Annotated in this window: 23 protein-coding genes and 1 pseudogene; 8 read left to right on the forward strand and 16 right to left on the reverse strand. The window is 70.8% G+C overall.

All coding sequences use genetic code 11. The annotated features are described in order from the left end of the window. Positions 1–60: 60 nt before the first annotated feature. The 3 genes from ACZ4W9_RS29095 to ACZ4W9_RS29105 form a co-directional block, all read right to left on the reverse strand. Positions 61–1,122 (reverse strand): sodium:calcium antiporter, encoded by a 1,062-nt coding sequence (locus tag ACZ4W9_RS29095; protein WP_467940774.1) that lies wholly within the window; start codon positions 1,120–1,122, stop codon positions 61–63. A 323-nt stretch (positions 1,123–1,445) separates the two neighbouring features. Then, positions 1,446–1,931, reverse strand: a complete 486-nt coding sequence (locus tag ACZ4W9_RS29100) for a DoxX family protein (protein WP_467940891.1) — start codon at positions 1,929–1,931, stop codon at positions 1,446–1,448. Between the two features lie 252 nt (positions 1,932–2,183). Next, entirely contained in the window at positions 2,184–2,936 is a 753-nt protein-coding gene (locus tag ACZ4W9_RS29105; RefSeq protein ID WP_467940776.1) for a helix-turn-helix transcriptional regulator, read from the reverse strand. Between the two features lie 124 nt (positions 2,937–3,060). Between ACZ4W9_RS29105 and ACZ4W9_RS29110 the strand changes: the two genes are divergently transcribed. From ACZ4W9_RS29110 to ACZ4W9_RS29125, 4 genes and pseudogenes are all read left to right on the forward strand, one after another. Beyond that, on the forward strand, positions 3,061–3,609 hold the full coding sequence (locus ACZ4W9_RS29110) for a DUF2231 domain-containing protein (RefSeq protein ID WP_467940778.1): 549 nt from the start codon (positions 3,061–3,063) through the stop codon (positions 3,607–3,609). Between the two features lie 69 nt (positions 3,610–3,678). Then, positions 3,679–4,131 (forward strand): hypothetical protein, encoded by a 453-nt coding sequence (locus tag ACZ4W9_RS29115; RefSeq protein ID WP_467940780.1) that lies wholly within the window; start codon positions 3,679–3,681, stop codon positions 4,129–4,131. Between the two features lies 1 nt (position 4,132). Beyond that, positions 4,133–4,789, forward strand: coding sequence for a GTP cyclohydrolase I FolE (gene folE, locus ACZ4W9_RS29120; RefSeq protein WP_467940781.1), 657 nt, complete (start codon positions 4,133–4,135; stop codon positions 4,787–4,789). A gap of 290 nt (positions 4,790–5,079) precedes the next feature. Then, a pseudogene (locus ACZ4W9_RS29125) lies at positions 5,080–5,611 on the forward strand (DUF6233 domain-containing protein). A gap of 121 nt (positions 5,612–5,732) precedes the next feature. On the opposite strand, the gene tpg reads toward ACZ4W9_RS29125, so the two are convergent. Beyond that, positions 5,733–6,290 carry a telomere-protecting terminal protein Tpg gene (gene tpg, locus ACZ4W9_RS29130; RefSeq protein WP_467940783.1) on the reverse strand — a complete coding sequence of 186 codons (558 nt, stop codon included), beginning with the start codon at positions 6,288–6,290 and terminating at the stop codon, positions 5,733–5,735. A 12-nt stretch (positions 6,291–6,302) separates the two neighbouring features. Beyond that, positions 6,303–8,510, reverse strand: coding sequence for a telomere-associated protein Tap (gene tap / locus ACZ4W9_RS29135; protein WP_467940785.1), 2,208 nt, complete (start codon positions 8,508–8,510; stop codon positions 6,303–6,305). Between the two features lie 128 nt (positions 8,511–8,638). On the opposite strand from tap, the gene ACZ4W9_RS29140 reads away from it, so the two are divergent. Further along, entirely contained in the window at positions 8,639–10,351 is a 1,713-nt protein-coding gene (locus ACZ4W9_RS29140; RefSeq protein ID WP_467940787.1) for a zeta toxin family protein, read from the forward strand. An 82-nt stretch (positions 10,352–10,433) separates the two neighbouring features. Here ACZ4W9_RS29140 and ACZ4W9_RS29145 read toward each other — a convergent pair whose 3' ends face one another. Next, positions 10,434–10,583, reverse strand: a complete 150-nt coding sequence (locus tag ACZ4W9_RS29145; protein WP_467940789.1) for a hypothetical protein — start codon at positions 10,581–10,583, stop codon at positions 10,434–10,436. Positions 10,584–10,645: 62 nt separating this feature from the next. Between ACZ4W9_RS29145 and ACZ4W9_RS29150 the strand changes: the two genes are divergently transcribed. Beyond that, positions 10,646–10,903, forward strand: coding sequence for a hypothetical protein (locus ACZ4W9_RS29150; protein ID WP_467940791.1), 258 nt, complete (start codon positions 10,646–10,648; stop codon positions 10,901–10,903). A 7-nt stretch (positions 10,904–10,910) separates the two neighbouring features. On the opposite strand, the gene ACZ4W9_RS29155 is transcribed toward ACZ4W9_RS29150, so the two are convergent. Both ACZ4W9_RS29155 and ACZ4W9_RS29160 read right to left on the reverse strand, forming a co-directional pair. After that, positions 10,911–11,270, reverse strand: a complete 360-nt coding sequence (locus ACZ4W9_RS29155; RefSeq protein ID WP_436961427.1) for a hypothetical protein — start codon at positions 11,268–11,270, stop codon at positions 10,911–10,913. A 4-nt stretch (positions 11,271–11,274) separates the two neighbouring features. Beyond that, positions 11,275–11,484, reverse strand: a complete 210-nt coding sequence (locus ACZ4W9_RS29160; protein ID WP_467940793.1) for an effector-associated constant component EACC1 — start codon at positions 11,482–11,484, stop codon at positions 11,275–11,277. A 150-nt stretch (positions 11,485–11,634) separates the two neighbouring features. Between ACZ4W9_RS29160 and ACZ4W9_RS29165 the strand changes: the two genes are divergently transcribed. Further along, positions 11,635–11,775, forward strand: coding sequence for a hypothetical protein (locus ACZ4W9_RS29165; protein WP_467940794.1), 141 nt, complete (start codon positions 11,635–11,637; stop codon positions 11,773–11,775). 111 nt (positions 11,776–11,886) lie between these two features. Here ACZ4W9_RS29165 and ACZ4W9_RS29170 read toward each other — a convergent pair whose 3' ends face one another. Beyond that, positions 11,887–12,159 carry a hypothetical protein gene (locus ACZ4W9_RS29170; RefSeq protein WP_467940795.1) on the reverse strand — a complete coding sequence of 91 codons (273 nt, stop codon included), beginning with the start codon at positions 12,157–12,159 and terminating at the stop codon, positions 11,887–11,889. A gap of 572 nt (positions 12,160–12,731) precedes the next feature. Here ACZ4W9_RS29170 and ACZ4W9_RS29175 point away from each other — a divergent pair. Next, positions 12,732–13,982: a hypothetical protein gene (locus tag ACZ4W9_RS29175; protein ID WP_467940797.1), complete on the forward strand. Its 1,251-nt coding sequence runs from the start codon at positions 12,732–12,734 to the stop codon at positions 13,980–13,982. A 299-nt stretch (positions 13,983–14,281) separates the two neighbouring features. On the opposite strand, the gene ACZ4W9_RS29180 is transcribed toward ACZ4W9_RS29175, so the two are convergent. From ACZ4W9_RS29180 to ACZ4W9_RS29210, 7 genes are all read right to left on the reverse strand, one after another. Next, complete coding sequence (locus ACZ4W9_RS29180; protein WP_467940799.1) at positions 14,282–14,791, reverse strand: hypothetical protein; 510 nt, start codon at positions 14,789–14,791, stop codon at positions 14,282–14,284. Between the two features lie 17 nt (positions 14,792–14,808). Continuing rightward, entirely contained in the window at positions 14,809–15,090 is a 282-nt protein-coding gene (locus tag ACZ4W9_RS29185) for a hypothetical protein (RefSeq protein WP_467940801.1), read from the reverse strand. Then, on the reverse strand, positions 15,090–15,323 hold the full coding sequence (locus tag ACZ4W9_RS29190; protein ID WP_030655479.1) for a hypothetical protein: 234 nt from the start codon (positions 15,321–15,323) through the stop codon (positions 15,090–15,092). The genes ACZ4W9_RS29185 and ACZ4W9_RS29190 overlap by 1 nt, the downstream gene beginning before the upstream one ends. A 553-nt stretch (positions 15,324–15,876) precedes the next feature. Beyond that, positions 15,877–16,368 (reverse strand): DUF4142 domain-containing protein, encoded by a 492-nt coding sequence (locus ACZ4W9_RS29195; RefSeq protein WP_467940803.1) that lies wholly within the window; start codon positions 16,366–16,368, stop codon positions 15,877–15,879. 130 nt (positions 16,369–16,498) lie between these two features. Further along, positions 16,499–16,951: an RICIN domain-containing protein gene (locus tag ACZ4W9_RS29200; protein WP_467940805.1), complete on the reverse strand. Its 453-nt coding sequence runs from the start codon at positions 16,949–16,951 to the stop codon at positions 16,499–16,501. A gap of 146 nt (positions 16,952–17,097) precedes the next feature. Next, positions 17,098–17,430: a hypothetical protein gene (locus tag ACZ4W9_RS29205; protein ID WP_467940807.1), complete on the reverse strand. Its 333-nt coding sequence runs from the start codon at positions 17,428–17,430 to the stop codon at positions 17,098–17,100. Next, the gene (locus ACZ4W9_RS29210) at positions 17,427–18,215 is read right to left on the reverse strand and encodes a hypothetical protein (RefSeq protein ID WP_467940809.1); all 789 of its coding nucleotides are present in this window, start codon (positions 18,213–18,215) and stop codon (positions 17,427–17,429) included. Before ACZ4W9_RS29210 ends, ACZ4W9_RS29205 begins: the two co-directional genes overlap by 4 nt. Positions 18,216–18,301 lie beyond the last annotated feature (86 nt).

Raw genomic sequence — 18,301 nt, forward strand, 5'->3', positions numbered from 1 at the left:
ACCGGTAGTGCTGGTGGGTGCCGGGCCCGGCCCGTCAGGCCCGGCACCCACCGGCGTCGCTCAGCTGAGGATGGGGATCAGGCCGAGGGCGAAGAGCAGATAGAAGCCGGCCGCGACCGACAGGCGTGCGGGGGTGAGCTTGTGGGCGCGCATGGTCAGCAGGAGGTAGACGATCGCGGCCATGGTGATCAGCCCGGACCACAGCAGGGCGTGGTCGAAGTGCCACTTGGTGAACAGCAGGCCCAGGCCGGAGGGGACGGTGGCCTGGATCATCATGGCGCCGGAGATGTTGGCCAGAGCGAGTTTGGTCTTGCCCTGGCGGACCCAGATCACCGCGTTCATGATCTCCGGCAGTTCGGTGGCGATCGGGGACAGCAGCAGAGCGGTGACGGAGGCGGACAGGCCGATCATCGGGCCGATGGCGTCCAGCTGCTTCACGAACAGCTGGGAGGCGAAGAAGATCACCGTCAGGGTGACCAGGGTCTGGGCGACGACGGCCCAGGTGGCCGGGGAGGCGGCCTTGGGCTGGAACTTCAGCGGTTCGAGTTCTTCCTCGTCACCGTCCTCGTCCTGGCCGCCGCGGATCTCCCGCCAGAAGTACACCGCGTACGCGGCGAAGAACAGCAGACCCAGCACAGGCTTGAACGCGAAGGCGACCAGGCCGAGCGCCACCTTCACGATGAAGATCGGCAGGAACCACTTCTGGTCCTTGGCCAGCCGCTTGATGTCCTTCTTTGTGCCCAGAGCATCGTCGGCATCGGGGTAGGAGACCGGGTCCGAAGAGGGCATTCCTGTGGTGGCCAGGACAGCGTGGCGCTCACGCCGGCGCTTGAGCAGCAGCATCGCGCCGGTCACGCCGTAGGCGACGGTGGCCAGCGCGAGGGGGCCGCCCATCGCGGCGCCCACACCGATGTCCTTGGCCTCGTCGGTGGCACCGGTGGTGACCGCGACCAGGGTGACGACGGACTCGGGCAGGGCGGTGCCGAAGGCGGCCAGGATCGTACCGACCGCCATCTTTCCCACGTTGAGGCGCTCGCCGAGCCATTCCACGGCGTTGACGAACCACTCGCAGGAGAGGTAGATCGCCACCGCGCAGACGATCAGCAGAACAAAATGAATCACAGGTTCGTCCAGGCCTTCCCGCACCGGCGGGGGCTTCGAGGACGACCGCACGAAGAAAGGGGACGGCGGCAGCTTCGACCCCGCCGACACGACATACGTCGTCGACAAAGGGCCGAAGGTCTCGCCCACCCGGCATCTTCACGATGCGGGCCCGGTCACCGGGATCCCGACGCTGGGCTCCAGTATGTCGACGACCGGTATTGCAGGGCTACTCCCCTTCGCGACCGCCGAGCATACACGCCGCCTCCCAGAGCTCACCAACGCGCCTGTGGGCATGTGGCAGTCCGGACGCGGCTTCAGCGAGGCGGGTGGGCGCTGTGGTCCTACAGGATGAGGGTGATCGCTGCGGCGATGCCGCCCAGGGCGAGGGCGAAGGCCGCTTCTTTCCAGCCGCCCTTTCCCCAGCGGAAGGGGCGGTCGGCGGCGAGCCGGCCCGGGCCGATGGCGGCGACGGCCAGCGCGACGACGGCGATGCACACGCTGTATTCCACGCCGCCGTTCGTCTCCCACAGGCCGTGGCCGCCGGTGACCGTGACCATCGCGTTGATCATGACGCCGATCAGTGCGGCAGCGGCCAGCGGCGTCAGCAGCCCCAGGGCCAGGCCGAGGCCGCCGAGCAACTCGGACAGGCCGCCGACCACCGCGAAGAGCTTGCCCGGGTGGTAGCCCAGGGCCGCGAACCCTTTGCCGGTCGCCGTCAGACCCGGGCCCCCGAAGAGGCCGAAGACTTTCTGCGCGCCGTGTCCGGCCATCAGCAGGCCGAAGGTGAGCCGGATGAGCAGCAGCCCGATGTCGGCGGCGGCCGTCATCGGCGCGGTGGCGGGAGCGGACCGTTCCATCGGTGCCGTGGACGGGGCAGGAGAGTTCAGGATGTGCTTGATCATCATGGTGATGCTCCGGCTGGAACGTCGGGAACGGGCATTTCCCCAGCTCGAGCGGTCGTCGAGCACCAGTGACGTATGTGTCCCGCGGGGGATCGGCGAAGTACTCCTTCGGCCCCTCTGCCGCGGGCAGGGGCGCATCGCGTCGGTGGCCCGCGGGGGCGGGCGGCCCGTGCCGTGTCAGTGGTCCTGGGGCATCTGGTCATCACGATCCGAATCGTCCGGGCCCAGTCGTACGCAGCATTCGCCGGGCTCGGGGGCCAGGACGGCCCGGATGCCGCCCACCTCCAGACCGGCCAGGTAGCCGCCGAGAAACGCCTGGTTCATGCCGCACACCAGGTCAGGGGCCTTCGCGGCCAGTGGATGGAACGGGCAGTTGCGCAGCCGCAGCCGGTCGGGTGCCTCCCGGAGGGGTTCGTAGCCGTATCCCTCCAGCAGGCCCTCGCAGACGGTCAGCCCGCGCTCGGGGCCCAGACGCCCGGGACGGATCTCCTTCCGCGCGGCTTGGCCCAGTTGCCGGCCGCGCTGCCCGGCGGTCCGCATGGCCGCCTGCGTGGCGTTCTCGTCGGCCTCCTCGGTCAGCACGGCATCCAGGAGAAGCTCCGCGAGCAGCTCGTGGCGCCGGTCGGGGATGCTGACGGTGATCTGGGCGTCGGTGGGCTCGTACACCTTCGGCCGCCTGCCGACCTTGCGGATCCCGTCGGGCGTCTCGTAGCGGGCGCGCAGCAGGCCGGCGTCGACGAGCTTGTCGAGGTGGAAGGCGGCGAGCTTGCGCGATATCCCCACGCTCGCGGCGGCCTCGTCGCGGGTGACGGCGTGGCCGGCACGGCGGATGAAGGAGAACATGCGCCGCCGTGAGTCCTCGCTCAGGACGCTGACGGAGTCGATGGCGCTGCCGACCGCGTCGGCCGAAGCTGTCTGATCGGAAGCCACGAGACCACGGTAACCCCCATTCGCGTAGGCACAAGTGTTCCTGCTGAGCTGTTTTCCTGCCCGTCTTGACGGCCATCGTCAATAAGACCAAGATTTGTTGGTGAAATTAGAGGAGGAGGTCGCGATGGCTGATGCATCACGGCTCCAGGCGAAGCGTCCGGTCAGTGCCTCGCTCGCCGGCCCGTACGGCCACCCGTTCCACCCCATCCTGGTCACGGTGCCGATCGGCGCCTGGGTGACCAGCCTGGTCTTCGACATCGCCTCCCACCTGGTGCGCCGGCCGGGGTTTTTGAACCAGGGCTCGGAGTGGCTGATCGCGGTCGGGGTGCTCGGCGCCCTGCTGGCGGCCATGGCCGGCTTCCTCGACCTGTTCGCGATCCCCGCCCGGACCCCGGCCTTTCGCACCGCGCTGGTCCACATGACGCTGAACCTGCTGGTGACAGCCGCCTACGCCGTCAACTTCCTGTGGCGTTACAGCACCTACACCAGCGGGGGGAGCGTCGGCTGGGGCAGGCTCGCCCTGTCCGCGGTCAGCATCGTCCTCCTGGGGGTCTCGGGATTCCTGGGCGGCAAGCTCGCCTACCGCTACGGCGTCCGCGTCGCCGACGAGAACACCCAGGCCGAGGGATACACGCCCGGCACCAGCGCGCGAAACGCCCGCCCTACCGCCTGAAACCGCACGACCCGCACCACGGCCGGAGCCGTCCGGCCGCTTTCGACGTACGTCATTCGGGAGTTCCCCATGGACATCGCCGCACTGATCGCCTGGGTGGTCACCGCCCTCGGCGGCTTCTACATGCTCGGTACCTGGATCCAACGCGGCGGGATCCGCCAGCAGCAGTCCGGCACCACCCGCCTGCCCGCACCCGCCCTCTTCGGCCACTTCGCCCTGGCCGCGATCGGACTGGTGGTGTGGATCATCTACGTCGTCGCCGACAAGAGGGCTCTGGCCTGGACCTCCTTCGGCCTGCTGCTGCCCGTCGCCCTGCTCGGATTCGTGATGCTGGCCCGCTGGATCCCGGTCTACCGCGACCGTGCCGCCGGAGCACCGGCCGCCGCAACCGCCCCGGGAACCGAGGGGACCGTCCCCGCCGAACGTCACTTCCCCGTCGCAGTCGTCCTGGCCCACGGCCTGTTCGCCGTGGCCACCCTCGTCCTCGTCCTGCTCACCGCCCTCGGCATCGGAGGAAACTGAGATGACCGACCACCCGCCCCACGCCACCGCCCGAATACACCCGGACGCCGCGCAGGACGAGGCTCCTGCCCGACCCGCCCTGCGAGTCGTCCACGAGCCCGCCGGCATCGACCTGGGCGCCGCGGAAGCGGCGGCCGGCCGGTTCCTCGACGCCCTCGGCGTCTCCACCGCCTCCGAGAGCCTGCGCGGGACGCCGGGCCGCATGGCACGCGCGTACGCCGAACTCTTCAGCCCCCGCCCCTTCGACCTGACCACCTTCCCCAACGACGAGGGCTACGACGAACTCGTCCTGGCCCGCCGCATACCCGTCCGGTCGGTGTGCGAGCACCACCTGCTGCCCTTCGTCGGCACCGCCCACGTCGGCTACCTCCCCGGCACCCGCATCCTGGGACTGTCCAAGCTCGCCCGCATCGTCGAGCACTTCGCCTGCCGGCCACAGGTCCAGGAACGCCTGACCAAGCAGATCGCCGACTGGCTGCAGACCCACCTCGACCCCAAAGGCGTCGGCGTGGTCATCGAGGCCGAACACTGCTGCATGACCCTGCGCGGCGTCCAGGCCACCGGCTCCACCACCATGACCTCCACCCTGCTCGGCCTGCTCCGCTCCGACGCCCGCTCCCGCAGCGAGTTCCTCGCCCTGACCGGCGCCACCTCCTAATACCCTGCGCCAAGGACTACTCAGCCACGTCAGCGACCTCGTTCAAGCTCCGGTCCTGTCACAGGCCGTCCAGCGTCAGCTCCTGCGCGGTGTCTGTCATGCGTGGTCATGCTGCTGGTGCGACGGCTGGCGTAACCCACCACGGTCGGTGACCACGGCTTGCCAACTAGCCTGCTGCACCGTTGCCAACTACGAAACGACGCATCCTTCGGGCCAGGAGCGACCTGCTCTGCTATTTGCCAGCTGTGCTGCGTCGTCACAGTCCCGGCGTCCGTCCGTACGGTGGGGGTATGACGACGTCCTCCGCCCCCGACCCGGCGCCGGTGCCGGTGCCCATCAGGGTGCTGCTGCCCGGGGACCAGGAGGTCGTCGCCCGCCTGTGGTCCCGGCGCCCAGGTGCCCGACGACTGGAGGTACGAGGTGGGCCTGTCGGCGTACAGAAACGGCCCCGGAGACTCGGTGGAGGCGGCCGAGTACCGGGTCTGGGTGCGCGCTCCGGACCATGTGCGGCCCGTGGACGGCGTCTCGTACGACCATGTGCCCACTGAGTACCTGCCGAAGCCGTCGCTGGTGGAGCAGGCCCTCGGGCCGAGTCGTCCGTCGGGCTGGGTGATGGCGAAGGCCGGCGGCCGCGGTCCCGGCCGGGGCGGTGTCGTGCACGCCGTCGACTGCGACGAGGCGCCGGCCGCGCCGGTGCTGCCGCTGGAGCGGGCCCTGGACGTGGCGCAGCAGCCGGGTGTCCGGCTGTGCTCGCTGTGCGGTGCGGCCGCGGAACTGGACCCCGTCCTCAAGGGCTTCGAGCACGGCTTCGGCGAACCGTAACCGCCGACGCGAAGCGGCGTTGAACACGGCACGCGTGCATGAACATCCGCCTCCCCCGCGGATACGCGAGCGAGCCCGGACCATTGCGGTCCGGGCTCGCGGGCTGTTCGGGGTGCGGCTGCTAGAGCTCGAACTCGAGGTGCTCGATGTCCGTGAAGCGGACCTCCTCCAGGGAGCCGGCGCGGCGGCCGCCGTCCTGGAAGTACACCTCCTTGAGTGCTTCGGCGGCGATCTGCTGGAGCTGCTGATCGGTGGCGCCCTGCTCCTGGGCGTCGAAGAGGCGGGCGGCGTACTGCGGGGGCAGGGCGACGGTCAGGTGCCGGATGCGGTCTTGGTCCGTCGACCCGATCGGCGCGGTGTAGCCCATGCGGGCGCGGGTGTCGATGACGATGCCACCCGTGCTCGCGGCCTTCGCCCTGGCCTTGGCCCGGATCTGCGGCTGCCACCGCTTCTTCACCTCGCGCTCCAGACGCGCGGCGAGGTCCGGCCGGGGCTTCTTGATCTGGTCCTTCACGTACCGCTCGACGGTGCGCTGGGAGATCCGCAGCATCTGGGCGACCGCCTTCGTGCCCTTCAGCTGCCTGACCAGGTACCGCATCTGCGCACCCGCGCTCTTGGGCGCCGGGCGGGTGAACGCCTTCTGCACCGCGGCCTCCAGGCCGTCCCCGAACAGGCTCATCGTGGCCTACTCCTACTCTCCGTTGTCGGCGTCGGTGACGGTGCCGTCCTTGATGTACCGGGCGAGGTTGAGTTCCGGCGCGTCGAACCGCTCGCGGACCTCCTCGCCCCACAGCACGGACTGGGTGCCTTCGTGCTTGACCAGGCCGGGGTTGATGCCGAGCTTGAACCCGCCGGGCAGCGGCTTGCCGTCCCGGTAGGGCAGGAAGTCCAGCGGCGAGGGTCCGGCGGCGGCGTAGACGACGCAGTCGGACAGGATCGCGATGGGGTACTGCCCGGTGAACGCCGCGTGCTTGACGATCTTGCGGTGCAGGTTGATCCGGGTACGGGAGATGACGGCCGCCCGGATGTCCGGCCGCCACGTCGGGCGGGACAGCGCCCGCCACGGCTCGCCCGGCCGCCAGCCCTCCCCGCGCGGCCGCTCGCGGAGCTTGCCGATGCCGCCCTTGACCGTGGCCTTGACCGCCGTGATGACGATTCCCAGCTCCGGGTCGCGGTCCTTGTAGCCGTCCATCGCCGCGAGGAAGTCGGCAGGCGCCATGTCCGTGTGCACGCCGAGGTCGGCCATCGTGGCGAGGAAGGCGTCCCGCAGCCGGTTGTACCAGCTGTCCAGGTAGCGGCCGTTGTCGTACCGGACCCACGCCTCGAGCGGGCGCACCTCGTAGCCCAGCTCCACCGCGTACGCCACGGTGGGCGTCGCGTACCAGGCCGGGCCCGTCGGGCGGTCGCCCTTCGGCGTGAACGGGCTCGGCAGCAGGTCGCCGTCCAGCTCCACCCACTCCTTGCCGACCTTCACGCGGGACAGGTCGACGTGGGACAGGTCGACCAGCCACGAGCCGGGCAGCTTCGGGTCGAACACCGGCTGCTTGACGTGCGTCGCCTCGCCCAGGCCGACGGTCAGACCGTTCGCCCCAGCGGCGAACGCCATGTTCACGTCGATGCCGACCAGATGGCGAAGGGTGCACTCCGCGTCGGTCATCGGCCGCGCCCAGTCGTACGCCTCCTCGAACAGCTTCTCCCCCGGGCCCCGCACGTGGAACCGGGGCAGGTCCTTCAGGACCGGGTGCCCGTCGGGGACCTCGCACGGCGGCCAGTTCATCGGGTCGATCGGGTCCTTGCCCAGTGAGCCGGGCGTCTTGGTCTCGGCCTGCCGCAGGACGCCGGTCTCCTCATCGCGCACGGCGTGGGTCGGCGGGTGCAGCGCGGTCATCAGCTCCAGGCTGGTGACCGCGGTCGATCCGCGCGGCGTCATCACCCGCGACGCGTACACGCCCAGGACCCGGGCCAGTTCCGCCGGCGGCAACTGCCCGGCGGGGCCCCAGAACCGGGCGTCCAGCGCGTTCCACGACGGAATGCACAGCTGCACGCACTGCCGCTCCGAGCCCTGGGCCGGGCGGTAGATCCGCGCCCACGGCCCGAACCCGCGCTTGGTCAGCTTCCACTCCGCGCGCGTGAGCTGCTTGATGACCTTGTGGCCCTCCGGGATCCGCCCGGCGTGCTTCTCCTCCTCCGAGAGCTGGGTGGGCAGGCCGTAGCGCTCCAGCGCGGCCTCGGTGAGCACGAGCAGCGGGTCGGCCGGCCTTCCCGGACCCGACAGCTTCGGCTGCCCGAGCTTGGCCTCCTTGAGGGTCCAGTCGACCAGGGACGGCAGGGACTTGGCGGGCACGTCCAGGACCAGGCCGCCGACGCAGTACGCCAGCACCTGCCCGTCCGCGACGTCAACGACCGCCAGCGGTCCGTTCTCGAACCGCGGGTCGGTGCCGCCCGCCGGGGTGCCGGCCGGGGCCGCCTTCTTCGCACCCGGGCGCCGCGACGACGCAGCGGGCCGGGTGGTGCTGCTCGCCGCCGCCTTCGGGCGCGGCGGCGGGACAGCGACGGGCGTGGGGGCCGGGACCGGCTCCGGGGCCGGCCCGGTGAACGCCTCCGGGACTGCCGGGGCCGGGGCGGCGGGCGCGTCGGCAGTCGGGGCGGGGAAGCGGGCGGCGAGGCCCTCCAGGAGCCGGGCGTACGCGGCACGCTTCGGCGGCCGCGGTTCGGTGACGCCCGACTCCCAGTTCCCGATGGTCTCCCGCCGGCTCTTCAGAGCCTTGGCGATCTGTTCCTGGCTCAGCCCGGCGGCCTCGCGCAGTCGCTTGCGCTCCTCGGGTGCCGGGAGATCGTCCTGAGCGACCTCTTCCAGCAGCGCGTCGACGGCGCTGAACAGCTCGTTCTCAGTGGGCACAGAGCTCACCTCCATGCCGCATACTACCTCAATCACTCCTTGGATTTAGCATCGAATTTCACATGGATTGCTCATTGCGGCTATGGTCTGCCAAGACGATCTAGACCCCTAGAGGCGCTGGAGGCCCTGTGGACGACGTGGACGACTGCGCCGTACTTTCGGCCCGCGAGAGCCGGGACGTCCTGCGGCGGGTGATCCTGCCCGCAGCCGCTGCAAGCGCCGTGCCCCAGGCCCGTCCGGTCGTGGTGTTCGTCGGTGGCCAGCCGGGGGCTGGAAAGACGAAGGTCGCCGACTTGGTCCAGGCGGCCCTCAGGCAGCGCGGTGGCGCTGTGAGGATCGGCCGCGACCTCTACAAGGCCGCCCACCGCCACTACGCTGCGGCGTTGGCCGCCGACGTCCGTACCGCCGGCGCGAAGGTCCGGCCGGACACCAGCTCCTGGCAGGCAGCCGTCGAGGAGTACGTCCGCGACCACAGCCTGGACACAGTCGTCGAGACCGCCCTCGCCGACCTCGACGACTTCCGTGCGGCATCGGCGGCGTACCGCCGATCCCGGCACCGGATCGAGGTCGTCGCGCTCGCGACGCCGGAGGCGTGGAGCCAGCTGGGCATCCTCGACCGTTTCCTCACCGAGGCCTGCGAGGGGGCGGGCGGCCGGTTCGTGTCGTGGACCAACCACGACTCCTGCGCGACGAACATGCTCCCGACGCTCGCGGTCATCGAGGCCGAGCAGCTCGCCGACCGCATCACCGTGGTGACCCGCGACGCAACGGTGCTGTACAGCAACGAGCTCGTCGCCGGCGCGTGGCGTCGCCGGCCCGCCGCCGACAAGGCGGTCGCCCGCGGCCGCGCCCGCGCATGGACGGCCCAGGAGACGGCCGCGTTCCACCACGAGATAGCCCGCGCCGAGGTGCGCGTGCACCGCGACGTACCGGGTGAGGACGAGCGCCTGGCCGTCGTACGCGACGCCAGGCGGGCCGCCGCGCTCGCCGAGCCGGTCCGCCGCATCGCCCAGCCCCGACGGCGCGCGCCGGGCGTCGACTACCACCGGCTCTCCACCGCCGAGCACCGGTGGGTCTTCGACGAGCTGATCGTCCCGTCCTACCTGAACGGCATCGTCACCCGGGACGATCCGCGCGCCGTCTACGTCATGGGGCAGCCCGGGGCGGGCAAGCTGCTGGCCGCCCGGATGGTCCGCCGCGCGATGCGGCCCGGAACAACCCGGCTGGTCGGCGACGACTTCAAGGCCCAGCACCCCGACTACTTCCCCCTGCTGCGCGACGACCCCCGCAGCGCCGGCGCGGCGATCCGCGCCGACTACCGGGCCTGGTTCACCTGGGCCGAGCAGTACGTCCGTGACCGGCGCGGCGACGTTCTCATCGAGGCTGCCCCCGGCAGCGTGGAGGAGTTCCTGGCCAGCGCGCTGCCTTTCGCCGCCGGCGGCTATCCGGTCGAGCTCGTCGTCCTGGCCGTGCGCGAGGCCGACAGTCGGCTGGCGACCGCGCTGCGCTACGCCCGTGCCCTGCAGCGCGGCGGCACCGGCCGGTTCACCAGCCGCTCCGGGCACGACACCTGCTTCCGCGCGCTCGCCGACATCGTCGCCCTCGCCGAGCAGCACCCGCAGATCGCGGCCGTCACGGTCATCCGCCGGGACGGCCAGGCTCTACTGCGTCACGAGAGCGGCAGTGCCGGACGGGCGTCGTGGGCCCTGGCAGCGGAACGGCTCCCCCCTACACCGAGCAGGAGGCCGCAGCCTTCCTCCGGCTCCACCAAGGCCTGCGCCGGGCGTTGCCCCGGCACCGCCAGGAGCTGGACGAGATCGCCGCACTCGCCCGGCCGCTGATGCCCGCGCGGGTGCAGCCGGCTCGCCTCGGCCGGCCGCACCCGCCCCTGTGGCCCCTGCCCGTGCCGAGCAGGGCCTTGGGCTACGTCTCCTTGAGCTCCTTCAGCCGGGCGGCGTAGACAGCGGCAATCCGACCGGACTCCTCCGGATCCGCCGTCGCCAGCTGAGCCCCGTCAGCGAGGGCGGCCTCCCGTCCCGCCTTCAACTCCTCCATCCGCTCCTCGTCGGGCACCGGCGCGCGGCGCTCCTCGAGGAGCCAAGAGCCCGAAGGAGTTCGAGGCTGCCCTCGCCGAGGTGAAGGCGAAGAACGCAGAGCTGGAGCACTCGCTCCTCGTCTCGTCCGTGGCCCGGGAGTACGACCTCCCCGAGGAACTGGCCGGGCGTCTGCACGGCTCAACTCCCGAGGAGCTGGAGTCGGACGCGAGGGCCCTTCAGGCCCTCGTCCCCCCTGCCGCTCCGGCCGCCCAGGGTGGCGGCCTCACCCCGTCCGACGACGAGGACGACGGGGAGATGGACCCGCGCAGGCTGGCGCGGCGCACGCGCCGGTTCTGACCGGGCCTCAGAGTCGGTGGGCGATCTTCTCGTCTCGGAGTTGCTTGAGAACCGCTCTCAGCTCATCTCGGCGCGTGAGACTCGTCGTTGGGTCGTCTAGCTCCTCTTGCACGGTCGCCATGGCTCGCTTAATGCCTTGGGCTATCTCACGACGCTCGGCAGCGGCACACACCCAGTTCACCACGACGCTGACCGCGATGGCCAAGACCGGTGCGGCGTACAGGAATGCGTCATGCCAGAACCCTTTCGGGTCCATGTGGTTGCCCAACGCTGCCGTGCCAAGTCCCGACCCGGCGCCACCGATTGCTGCGCTGAGCTGGTCGTAGTTGAAAACTCTTCGTGGTTGTACCTGGGCCGCAGTCGTCACGAGATTACAGCCCCTCTCGGTCAGAGTCAGCGAGCTTCTGCAAGTACCGCAGGGCCTCGCGCCTGTTCGAGAGATCGAAACTCACCTCGCCGTCCCCATCCTTGACGACCACGTGCTTCGGGTGCCGCGACCGCATCCAAAGCACGAGTGTCCGAACCAGTGTGGCCACGGCTGTCGAGCTGCCGAGCGCCGCAATCAGCGGCTCAAGCTCCATGTCCCCCCCCTTACAGCCACCTGCTCAGCAGATGGTGTCGGTCGCAGGCGCCAGCGGGCCAGCTCTCGTCCGGCGGTATCCACCCATCATCTCAATCCGGAGGTCACTCTGCCCACCGTTCAGCACCAGGTAGTCAAGCCGCAGAAGCTCGTGAACGCTGCGGTCGGCATGCTGGAGCAGGAACGCAACGCCGCCAACCAGGCCGAACAGGACGCCACCGCCGCGGAGAACTCCCGCTCACGACGCCGAGTTCTCCGCCGCCTACGCCCGCCAGTCTGCGCGGAACGCTGACAGCGCTGCCGAACGGGCCCGTGCCTCGGCCATCGCTGCGGGCAAGAGCAGCGCCGAAGCGCAGGAAGTCGCTGCTCACGGTATCGGTGCCCGTCTCGTTACGACGTCGACTCATGCCACCTCACCAGCCGCCTGCCCCGGTGCCGGGGGCACGGTCGCCGCGGCCTGGCGGCGGCGCTGGCGGCGAACCTGCTCGATCGGGGCCGGAGCGTCGTCCGCGACGATGCCGGGCTCGGGAAAGGCCCGGCGGGACGGCGCCCGTATCGCGGCGGTCTGCCGCTCGACCGCCTCCGTGATGCCCGGGTCCGCCAGGGACGGCCGGGCGGACTGCCGGTGCGCCTCGATCGCACGGCGGTAGCCCTCTGGCGGCGTCCGGTGCTCCACCGGCGCGGCGGACGCGGCCGGCTGCGGGGCCGGGGCGGGGCCGCCGGGGCGGGGCCGGCCTTGACGGGCGCGGGCGCCAGGACGTGAACGGAGCGGACGTTCGGGCCGGACACCCGCTCGTTGGCCGCCGCGATCAGCTTCGGTGCCTTCCAGCGCAGCTGTGTGTACGCGGGAGCGTCGGGGGCGACATCCAGGCAGCCGGTGTCCGCGTCGAAGCCCACGGCCTGGACGTGCCCGGCGAGCTCGGGTGCGGCCGTGGCGAGGATGTTGTCGAACTGAGCCAGGACGCTGCCGCCGGCGGCAGGGGCGACCATGCCGCGCCTGGTCCAGCAGGGCCGCGGCCGCGGCGACGAATGCCTGCCCGCGGGTATGTCCGGCCTCCTTCTCCCGGGCGAGGCGGCTGTGTCGCTGCGGCAGCGAAAAGCAGGTTGCACACGAACGTCCCGAGCGTCGTCGCCGACAAGCGCCTGCGGGACTACGGACGGGTTGATCAGCCCATAATTTGAGTCAGTGCCGAGCGACCCGGCGCATCGCACCCGCCCCGGGTGCACTCACCGCGATCGGAGAGCACCGTGAAGAACAGCGCGTTGTGGCGTGTAGTTGACAACGAGAGTGGTAGCCAGTCCATCGTCAGCACGCCCTCCGAGGCAGTCGCGTTCGTCAACAGCCGGTTCGACACCGATGACGACGTCGAACCGTTCAGCATCACCGAGGTCGGTCCTCTCCTTCCGAAGCCGCTCGGGGTCATCACCGCATGGGCCGCCGAGAAGGACGGCGAGCGAACCGACGGGCGTACTGCCCCGATCACCATCAGGCCGGTTGTGACGGACAACGCCAGCGAGTGCGATGACGTCGTGCTCTGGGGCGACGTGTACGTCTCCTGGGACCACGACATGTACACCGTCGAGGGGCCGGACGGCTCCGAGTGCAGCGAGGCTTACAGCGCAACCGAGCTGAGCGCGATCCTCGACGAATACGCCGACGACTACGAGTACGCGCCTGAAGAGCCTGAAGGGCCCGACAGCCACAGGTGGCCGAAACCGGGAGAGTTGATCACCTACGGCGCCCAGGAGTGTGCCAAGCGGTTCGGGCACCTCGACGACGACGCCCTGCTGTGGCTCGCTGCCACCCGCATCACGCTCGCCGTGTGGCGCAACACACCCGTCGAGAACTGGCATGCCGGGAAGAGTCCGCTGCACGACGGCACGATGATGCGGATCAACACGGCAACCACCCGACTCGTGCGCTCGATGCTGTCGTTCGACCATGTCGACTGGATCAGTCTCGGTCTCGCGATCGTCAACCCGTCCCGGGTTCTACCGACCGGGCAGTCCGTGCTCGAGCTCGGGCTGGCCTGCCACAACCCTGACGACCCTGCGCACGAGGTTGATCCGCGCGAAGAACTCGCGGAGATGGCACAGGACGCGATCGCTTGGGGGCGAACGTACCGCCTTCGCGAGAAGGAGTTCGGCCTGCGAACCCTGATCGAATCCTTCTGCGCGTCCGACAACGGCTGGTTCGGAGCACCGAGTTGGGGACGCATCGTCGATCGGTTCCTTACGGCTGTCGACGACCGGGAGAATGCGCACTGGCGCATATACCGGGACAAGCCTTGGTTTAACGAGTGGTTCACCAACCGGCCCGCCGACATCGCGGACACCACGGAATTTCGTCGGCTGCTCCTTGCCGGGCCCGACCTGCTTTCCGAGGAGGCCGCCGAATGGTGCGTGGATGGTGCCATCGGCTACGTCTGCCAGGACGACCACGCGAACGATTGCTGGCGGTGCGGTATCCCGCTGGCAACGGAGTCCCCCAACGAGTGAATGTGTGCACCAGCATAGAAAAGCAGCAATCCACTGACCGCACTCTCTCCCGTCTACTCGGCGGCCTCCCCTGCTTGGGGAGCCAGTCGCGGCTCTACTGGAGATGCGCGGGTGCTTCTGACGGATCTGTGGCAGCAACGCTGGTCCGGCTGCCCGCCGGTCGGCCATCCGGGAGGCCCTTGATCGCCGGTCGCGAGGATGGACGGCGTGCAGGAGACGCAGGCGGCCATATAGCGCCGGGAAGGATCAAGCGCGGTCGACGGCGACAGGTCGTGCGAATGCTGCGCACCGACCCGCAGCTACAGGCTGAGCGCGATCGTCTCGCAGTAGCCCAGCGCCACAGCGGCCTGCTCAAGGTCGCCTTCGGCAGCTGACCGGCAGGCCATGCCCATCATCGTCAGCATGCTCTGCAGCGGTGAGTCCTCGCCGCCGGCTTCCGCGCGGGCGAGCAGCGCACGGTCGGCCTGGTCCAGGACCTCGGACCACGCGCCGCCGTACGCGGCCGGGTCGACGCCGGTCAGCGGTGTCAGCCACAGGTCGGCGTGTGACTGGAGCAGCTGCTTCGCCAGCCGGTAGTCCAGGACGCTGCCGCACGGCATCGACCCGCGGTCGTCGTGCGTGCGCACGCCTGGCCCCCCGGGCAGCTGCCCGGAGTGTTCGGAGCACAGGAACACGAGCCAGGCCGGGCCGGTGCCGGAGTCCACCGCGGCGCCCTCTCGCAGGGCGCTCGCCTTCAGGGGACAGTCCAGCACGGAGCGCAGGGCGCTGAGTTCGCGGTGGGCGGAGAGCTGCTGGAGGGCGGTCGGCACTTCGGCTCCTTGGTGGCTCAGACCTCGAGGTAGGCGACGACGACCACGGTCTTCAAGGCCGTCACCCAGTACAGGAGGCGTACGCGCTCGACTTCGTCGGCGTACTCGCGCAGCCGGGGGCCGGCGGTGTCGCCGGGGATCGGATCACCGATCTCGGGGTCGACGGAGACGACGACCAGGGCGCGGTCCAGGGCGTGGATCTCCGCCTCGCTGGTGATGTTCTCCAACTGCTTGGCGGCGGAGTCGGAGAAGGCGATCCGGGCGCGGCGGGGGCGGCGGGGGCCGTGCTGCGGGGCCATCAGGCGACGGCCGGCCGCTGGCGGGCAAGGCGGGCGAGGTGGGCCTCGCGCAGCTCCTCCCACGGGGTGCACTGCTCGGGGTCGGGCAGGCCGTTGGTGGCGATGTCCTCCAGGACGGCGGCGAACCGGTCGGCGTCGGCGCGGGTCTTGGCCGCGTACGCGCGGACCGCGTCGGCGGCCGCGGGCTCCAGCTGCCGGGCGGCGGTGTCGGCGGGGGCCGGCTGTTCGCTCATCGAGGGCTCCGTAGGGCGCGGAACGGGCGGGTCTCACCACGGTATCGCCGGACCCTGGCGGGCCGGGACCACTCCGACGGAATGCGCGCAGGCGGACCCAGGACCCAGGTGGACCCAGGTCTGGCAGCGCTCCGCATCGATCAGGCAAAACGCCGGACCCGGGACCCAGCAGACCCAGCTCGCGGTGCCCGCCGGATCCTGACCGAGGCGCCGAGCCGGCCGGCCGCACGCCGCGCCGCCGACTACCGCTCGTGACGAACGGACGGGGTGCGGAGCAGGAACTCTTATGTGTCACGCCCGAGCCCTCGAACAGCCCCTGGAAGGGGGTTCGAGGGTCAAAAAACGGACAAACGTGCCGATACTCAGGGCGGCGTGACACGCCCCCAAGGGAACCGTGACACCAGTGTCACGCTCACGCTGCGTCAGCGTGACAGCGGGGCCGGAGTGTCCTCTGACGCCGAATGTGGACCGATTGTCAGTGATGTTGGACAACTACGACAAGGCAGGATCGCCGCCGGGTGGCGGATACCTGCCGTCAGGGTGGTGGTGTCGGTTACTCGGAGACGCCCAGCTTCTGGGCGAGCTTCTGGCTCATCATGTAGTGCTCCCGAAGGGTGGGCAGCGCATTCAGGGCAGCTTCCTTGAGCGAGGGGTTCTCTCCCTCCTTGGCCTCCTTCTCGAATGCCGCGATCGCCCGCCGATGTGCCGCCAGGCCGAGCTTGCGGACGTAGGCGTGGTCGAAGTCCGAACCCGTCAGGGGTTTGAGAGACTCCAGGAGGGCGATGTCGCTGTTGTCCTTCGGCACCTCTACGCCCTGGGGCGCAACGGCCTTGAGCTGCACGGTCAGGCGCATGCCGTCGGCGATCATGTGCCGGGCGAAGGACCTGACATCGGGGTTCGAGGTGTTCTTGTGGGCCATCTTGCCCGCGTCGATCTGCGTGCTGAACACCATGGTGGCGGCCTGCACGAAGTCCCTGTCCACGGCCGGCAGTGAGTTCGCTGCGGTGACGGCGCTGGACTCGGTGTTGGAGCTGACGCTGGTCATCGTGTCCTCCTTCAGATGTGCCGCATGACGGTGAGCTGCGGCGTGGCTCGGCGTTCGTGGTGCGGTGGCGCGCCGGCGAGTACCCGTCGGGCGGTCAGGGCCCCGGACGCGCCGGCCGGGCGTGGGCTGCTCAGGCGGTGGTGAAGAACCAGGCCTGGCTGCCCTCGCCCTCGCGCAGCGGGGCGAGGCCGGCCAGCGGCGGGAAGATCCGCAGCGGGTGCAGGTCCACGGCCAGCTCGTTGCCGTCGATGGGGCCGCCGGGGACGACGAGGTGGAAGCCGCCTTCCTCGTCGTCCATGGTGCGCACCTGCCACTCGGTGGGCTCGGGGTAGCCGAAGACCGCTTCCTGGTCGTTGGGGTCGCCGTCGTGTCCGAGGTAGGTGCCGGAGGCCGCGTTCCTCAGGGTGACGTTGCCGTTGTCCAGCACGGCCACCTCCCACTGCTGGGTCTTCTCCGGGGTGAGGCTGTCGTCCGCGGGCAGCAGTACGATCTGGGTCCGGACGTCGGGGTAACCGCCCACCAGGGTCAGGCGCAGGTCGCCGTCGATGGCGATGGTGTAGGTACCGGGTTGCACGAGGGTCACGACTGGCTCATCTCCCACGAAACCGTTGATCGGGTCACCCGACACCGGCGACGCACGCTCGATGTCGATCACCGACAATCTGAGCCGCCACCCCCCACCCGGGAGTCCGCCACACGGTGAACCCACACGAAGGGCCGAACTTCCCGTCATCCGGCCCGAGCCCGCCACGTCTGGGGTGTATGAGACGCGCAGCGCAGTCGCGAGTTGTCGAACGTGAGGTGCTCCCAGGGCGGGCACGTGCACGGCTGGCAGACGGTGCAGGCCGCGCAGCTCATGCAGAACGCGCGTGGGACGGCGGGGCAATCGCAGAGGGGGTTGTAGTCGGGATCCTCTTCGCCGGCGTGGTACGTCTCGCCGAGCGGCGGCTCGGTCCACGCGTGGACGGTGCCGTCGGCGAGCAGCTCCTCGAAGCGCCGGCCGACAGCACTGGCGGTGTGCCAGACGGCGACCACCTCCGGCTCCTCCTGGTCGTGGTTCACCCCGGGCGCCCCGCCGGGTTGGCCAGCCCTACGGCACGGTCCAGGAGCGCGGCGAGGCCGGCGGTCGCCTCGGGGTCGGCGGCGGCGAGGCGGGCCGCGGCCGCCAGCTCGCCGGGCGCGGCGGCCGGGACCAGGCGGGCGAGCGCGGACAGCAGCGCGGCGCGGGCGAGGACCGGCTGCGGCAGGAGGCCGGCGGCCGTCTCACGGGCGGCCGGATCGCGGTAGTGGCCGCGGTGCGCGGCCAGGGCGCGGGCGAGCCAGGCGTCGATGTCGGCCTGGACGTGCCACCCGGCGCGGCGGGTGAGCTCGTCGCGGACGGCTTCGTCGCCCTCGCGGGGCTCGCTCTGCTCCAGCGTGCCCAGCTCGCGCAGCGCCTGGAGCTCGTCGGCGCGAGCCGCGATCCGCTGCGCCTCGCGTACGGCGGCTTCCCGTTCGGCGGCGGCCGCGGCCTCCGTGGCGAGCTCGGCCCGGACGACGTCGTCGGTGTCCGGGTCGTAGACGGTGCCCGGCGGCGCGGCGGCGAGCAGCTGGTCCAGGCGCTCCCACTCCGCGAGCTCCGCCCGGCCGCGGACATCGTCGGCCAGGTCCTCGAACCGGGACGCCTGCCGCGCGTCGAAGCGGGCCTCCTCGAGGGCCGCCGTCACGGCGCCGGCGTCCATCCCCTTCGCCCGGCGCCGTACGACGCGGCGGCCGATGCGGGCGGGGTCGGCCGGCTCACGGGGTACGGCGACGCGCGGGGCGAGCGAGCGGCGAGCGGTGCGCCGGGGCGGCCAGGGAGTGGTCATCGTCGGCCTCGTCTTCGTGGTGTGGAATTTGAGAGCGGGCCGCCGTCAGAGCGCTGTACGGCGGCCCGCCGGACATGTTTCTAGCA

This window comes from Streptomyces sp. NPDC029296 (assembly GCF_055569255.1).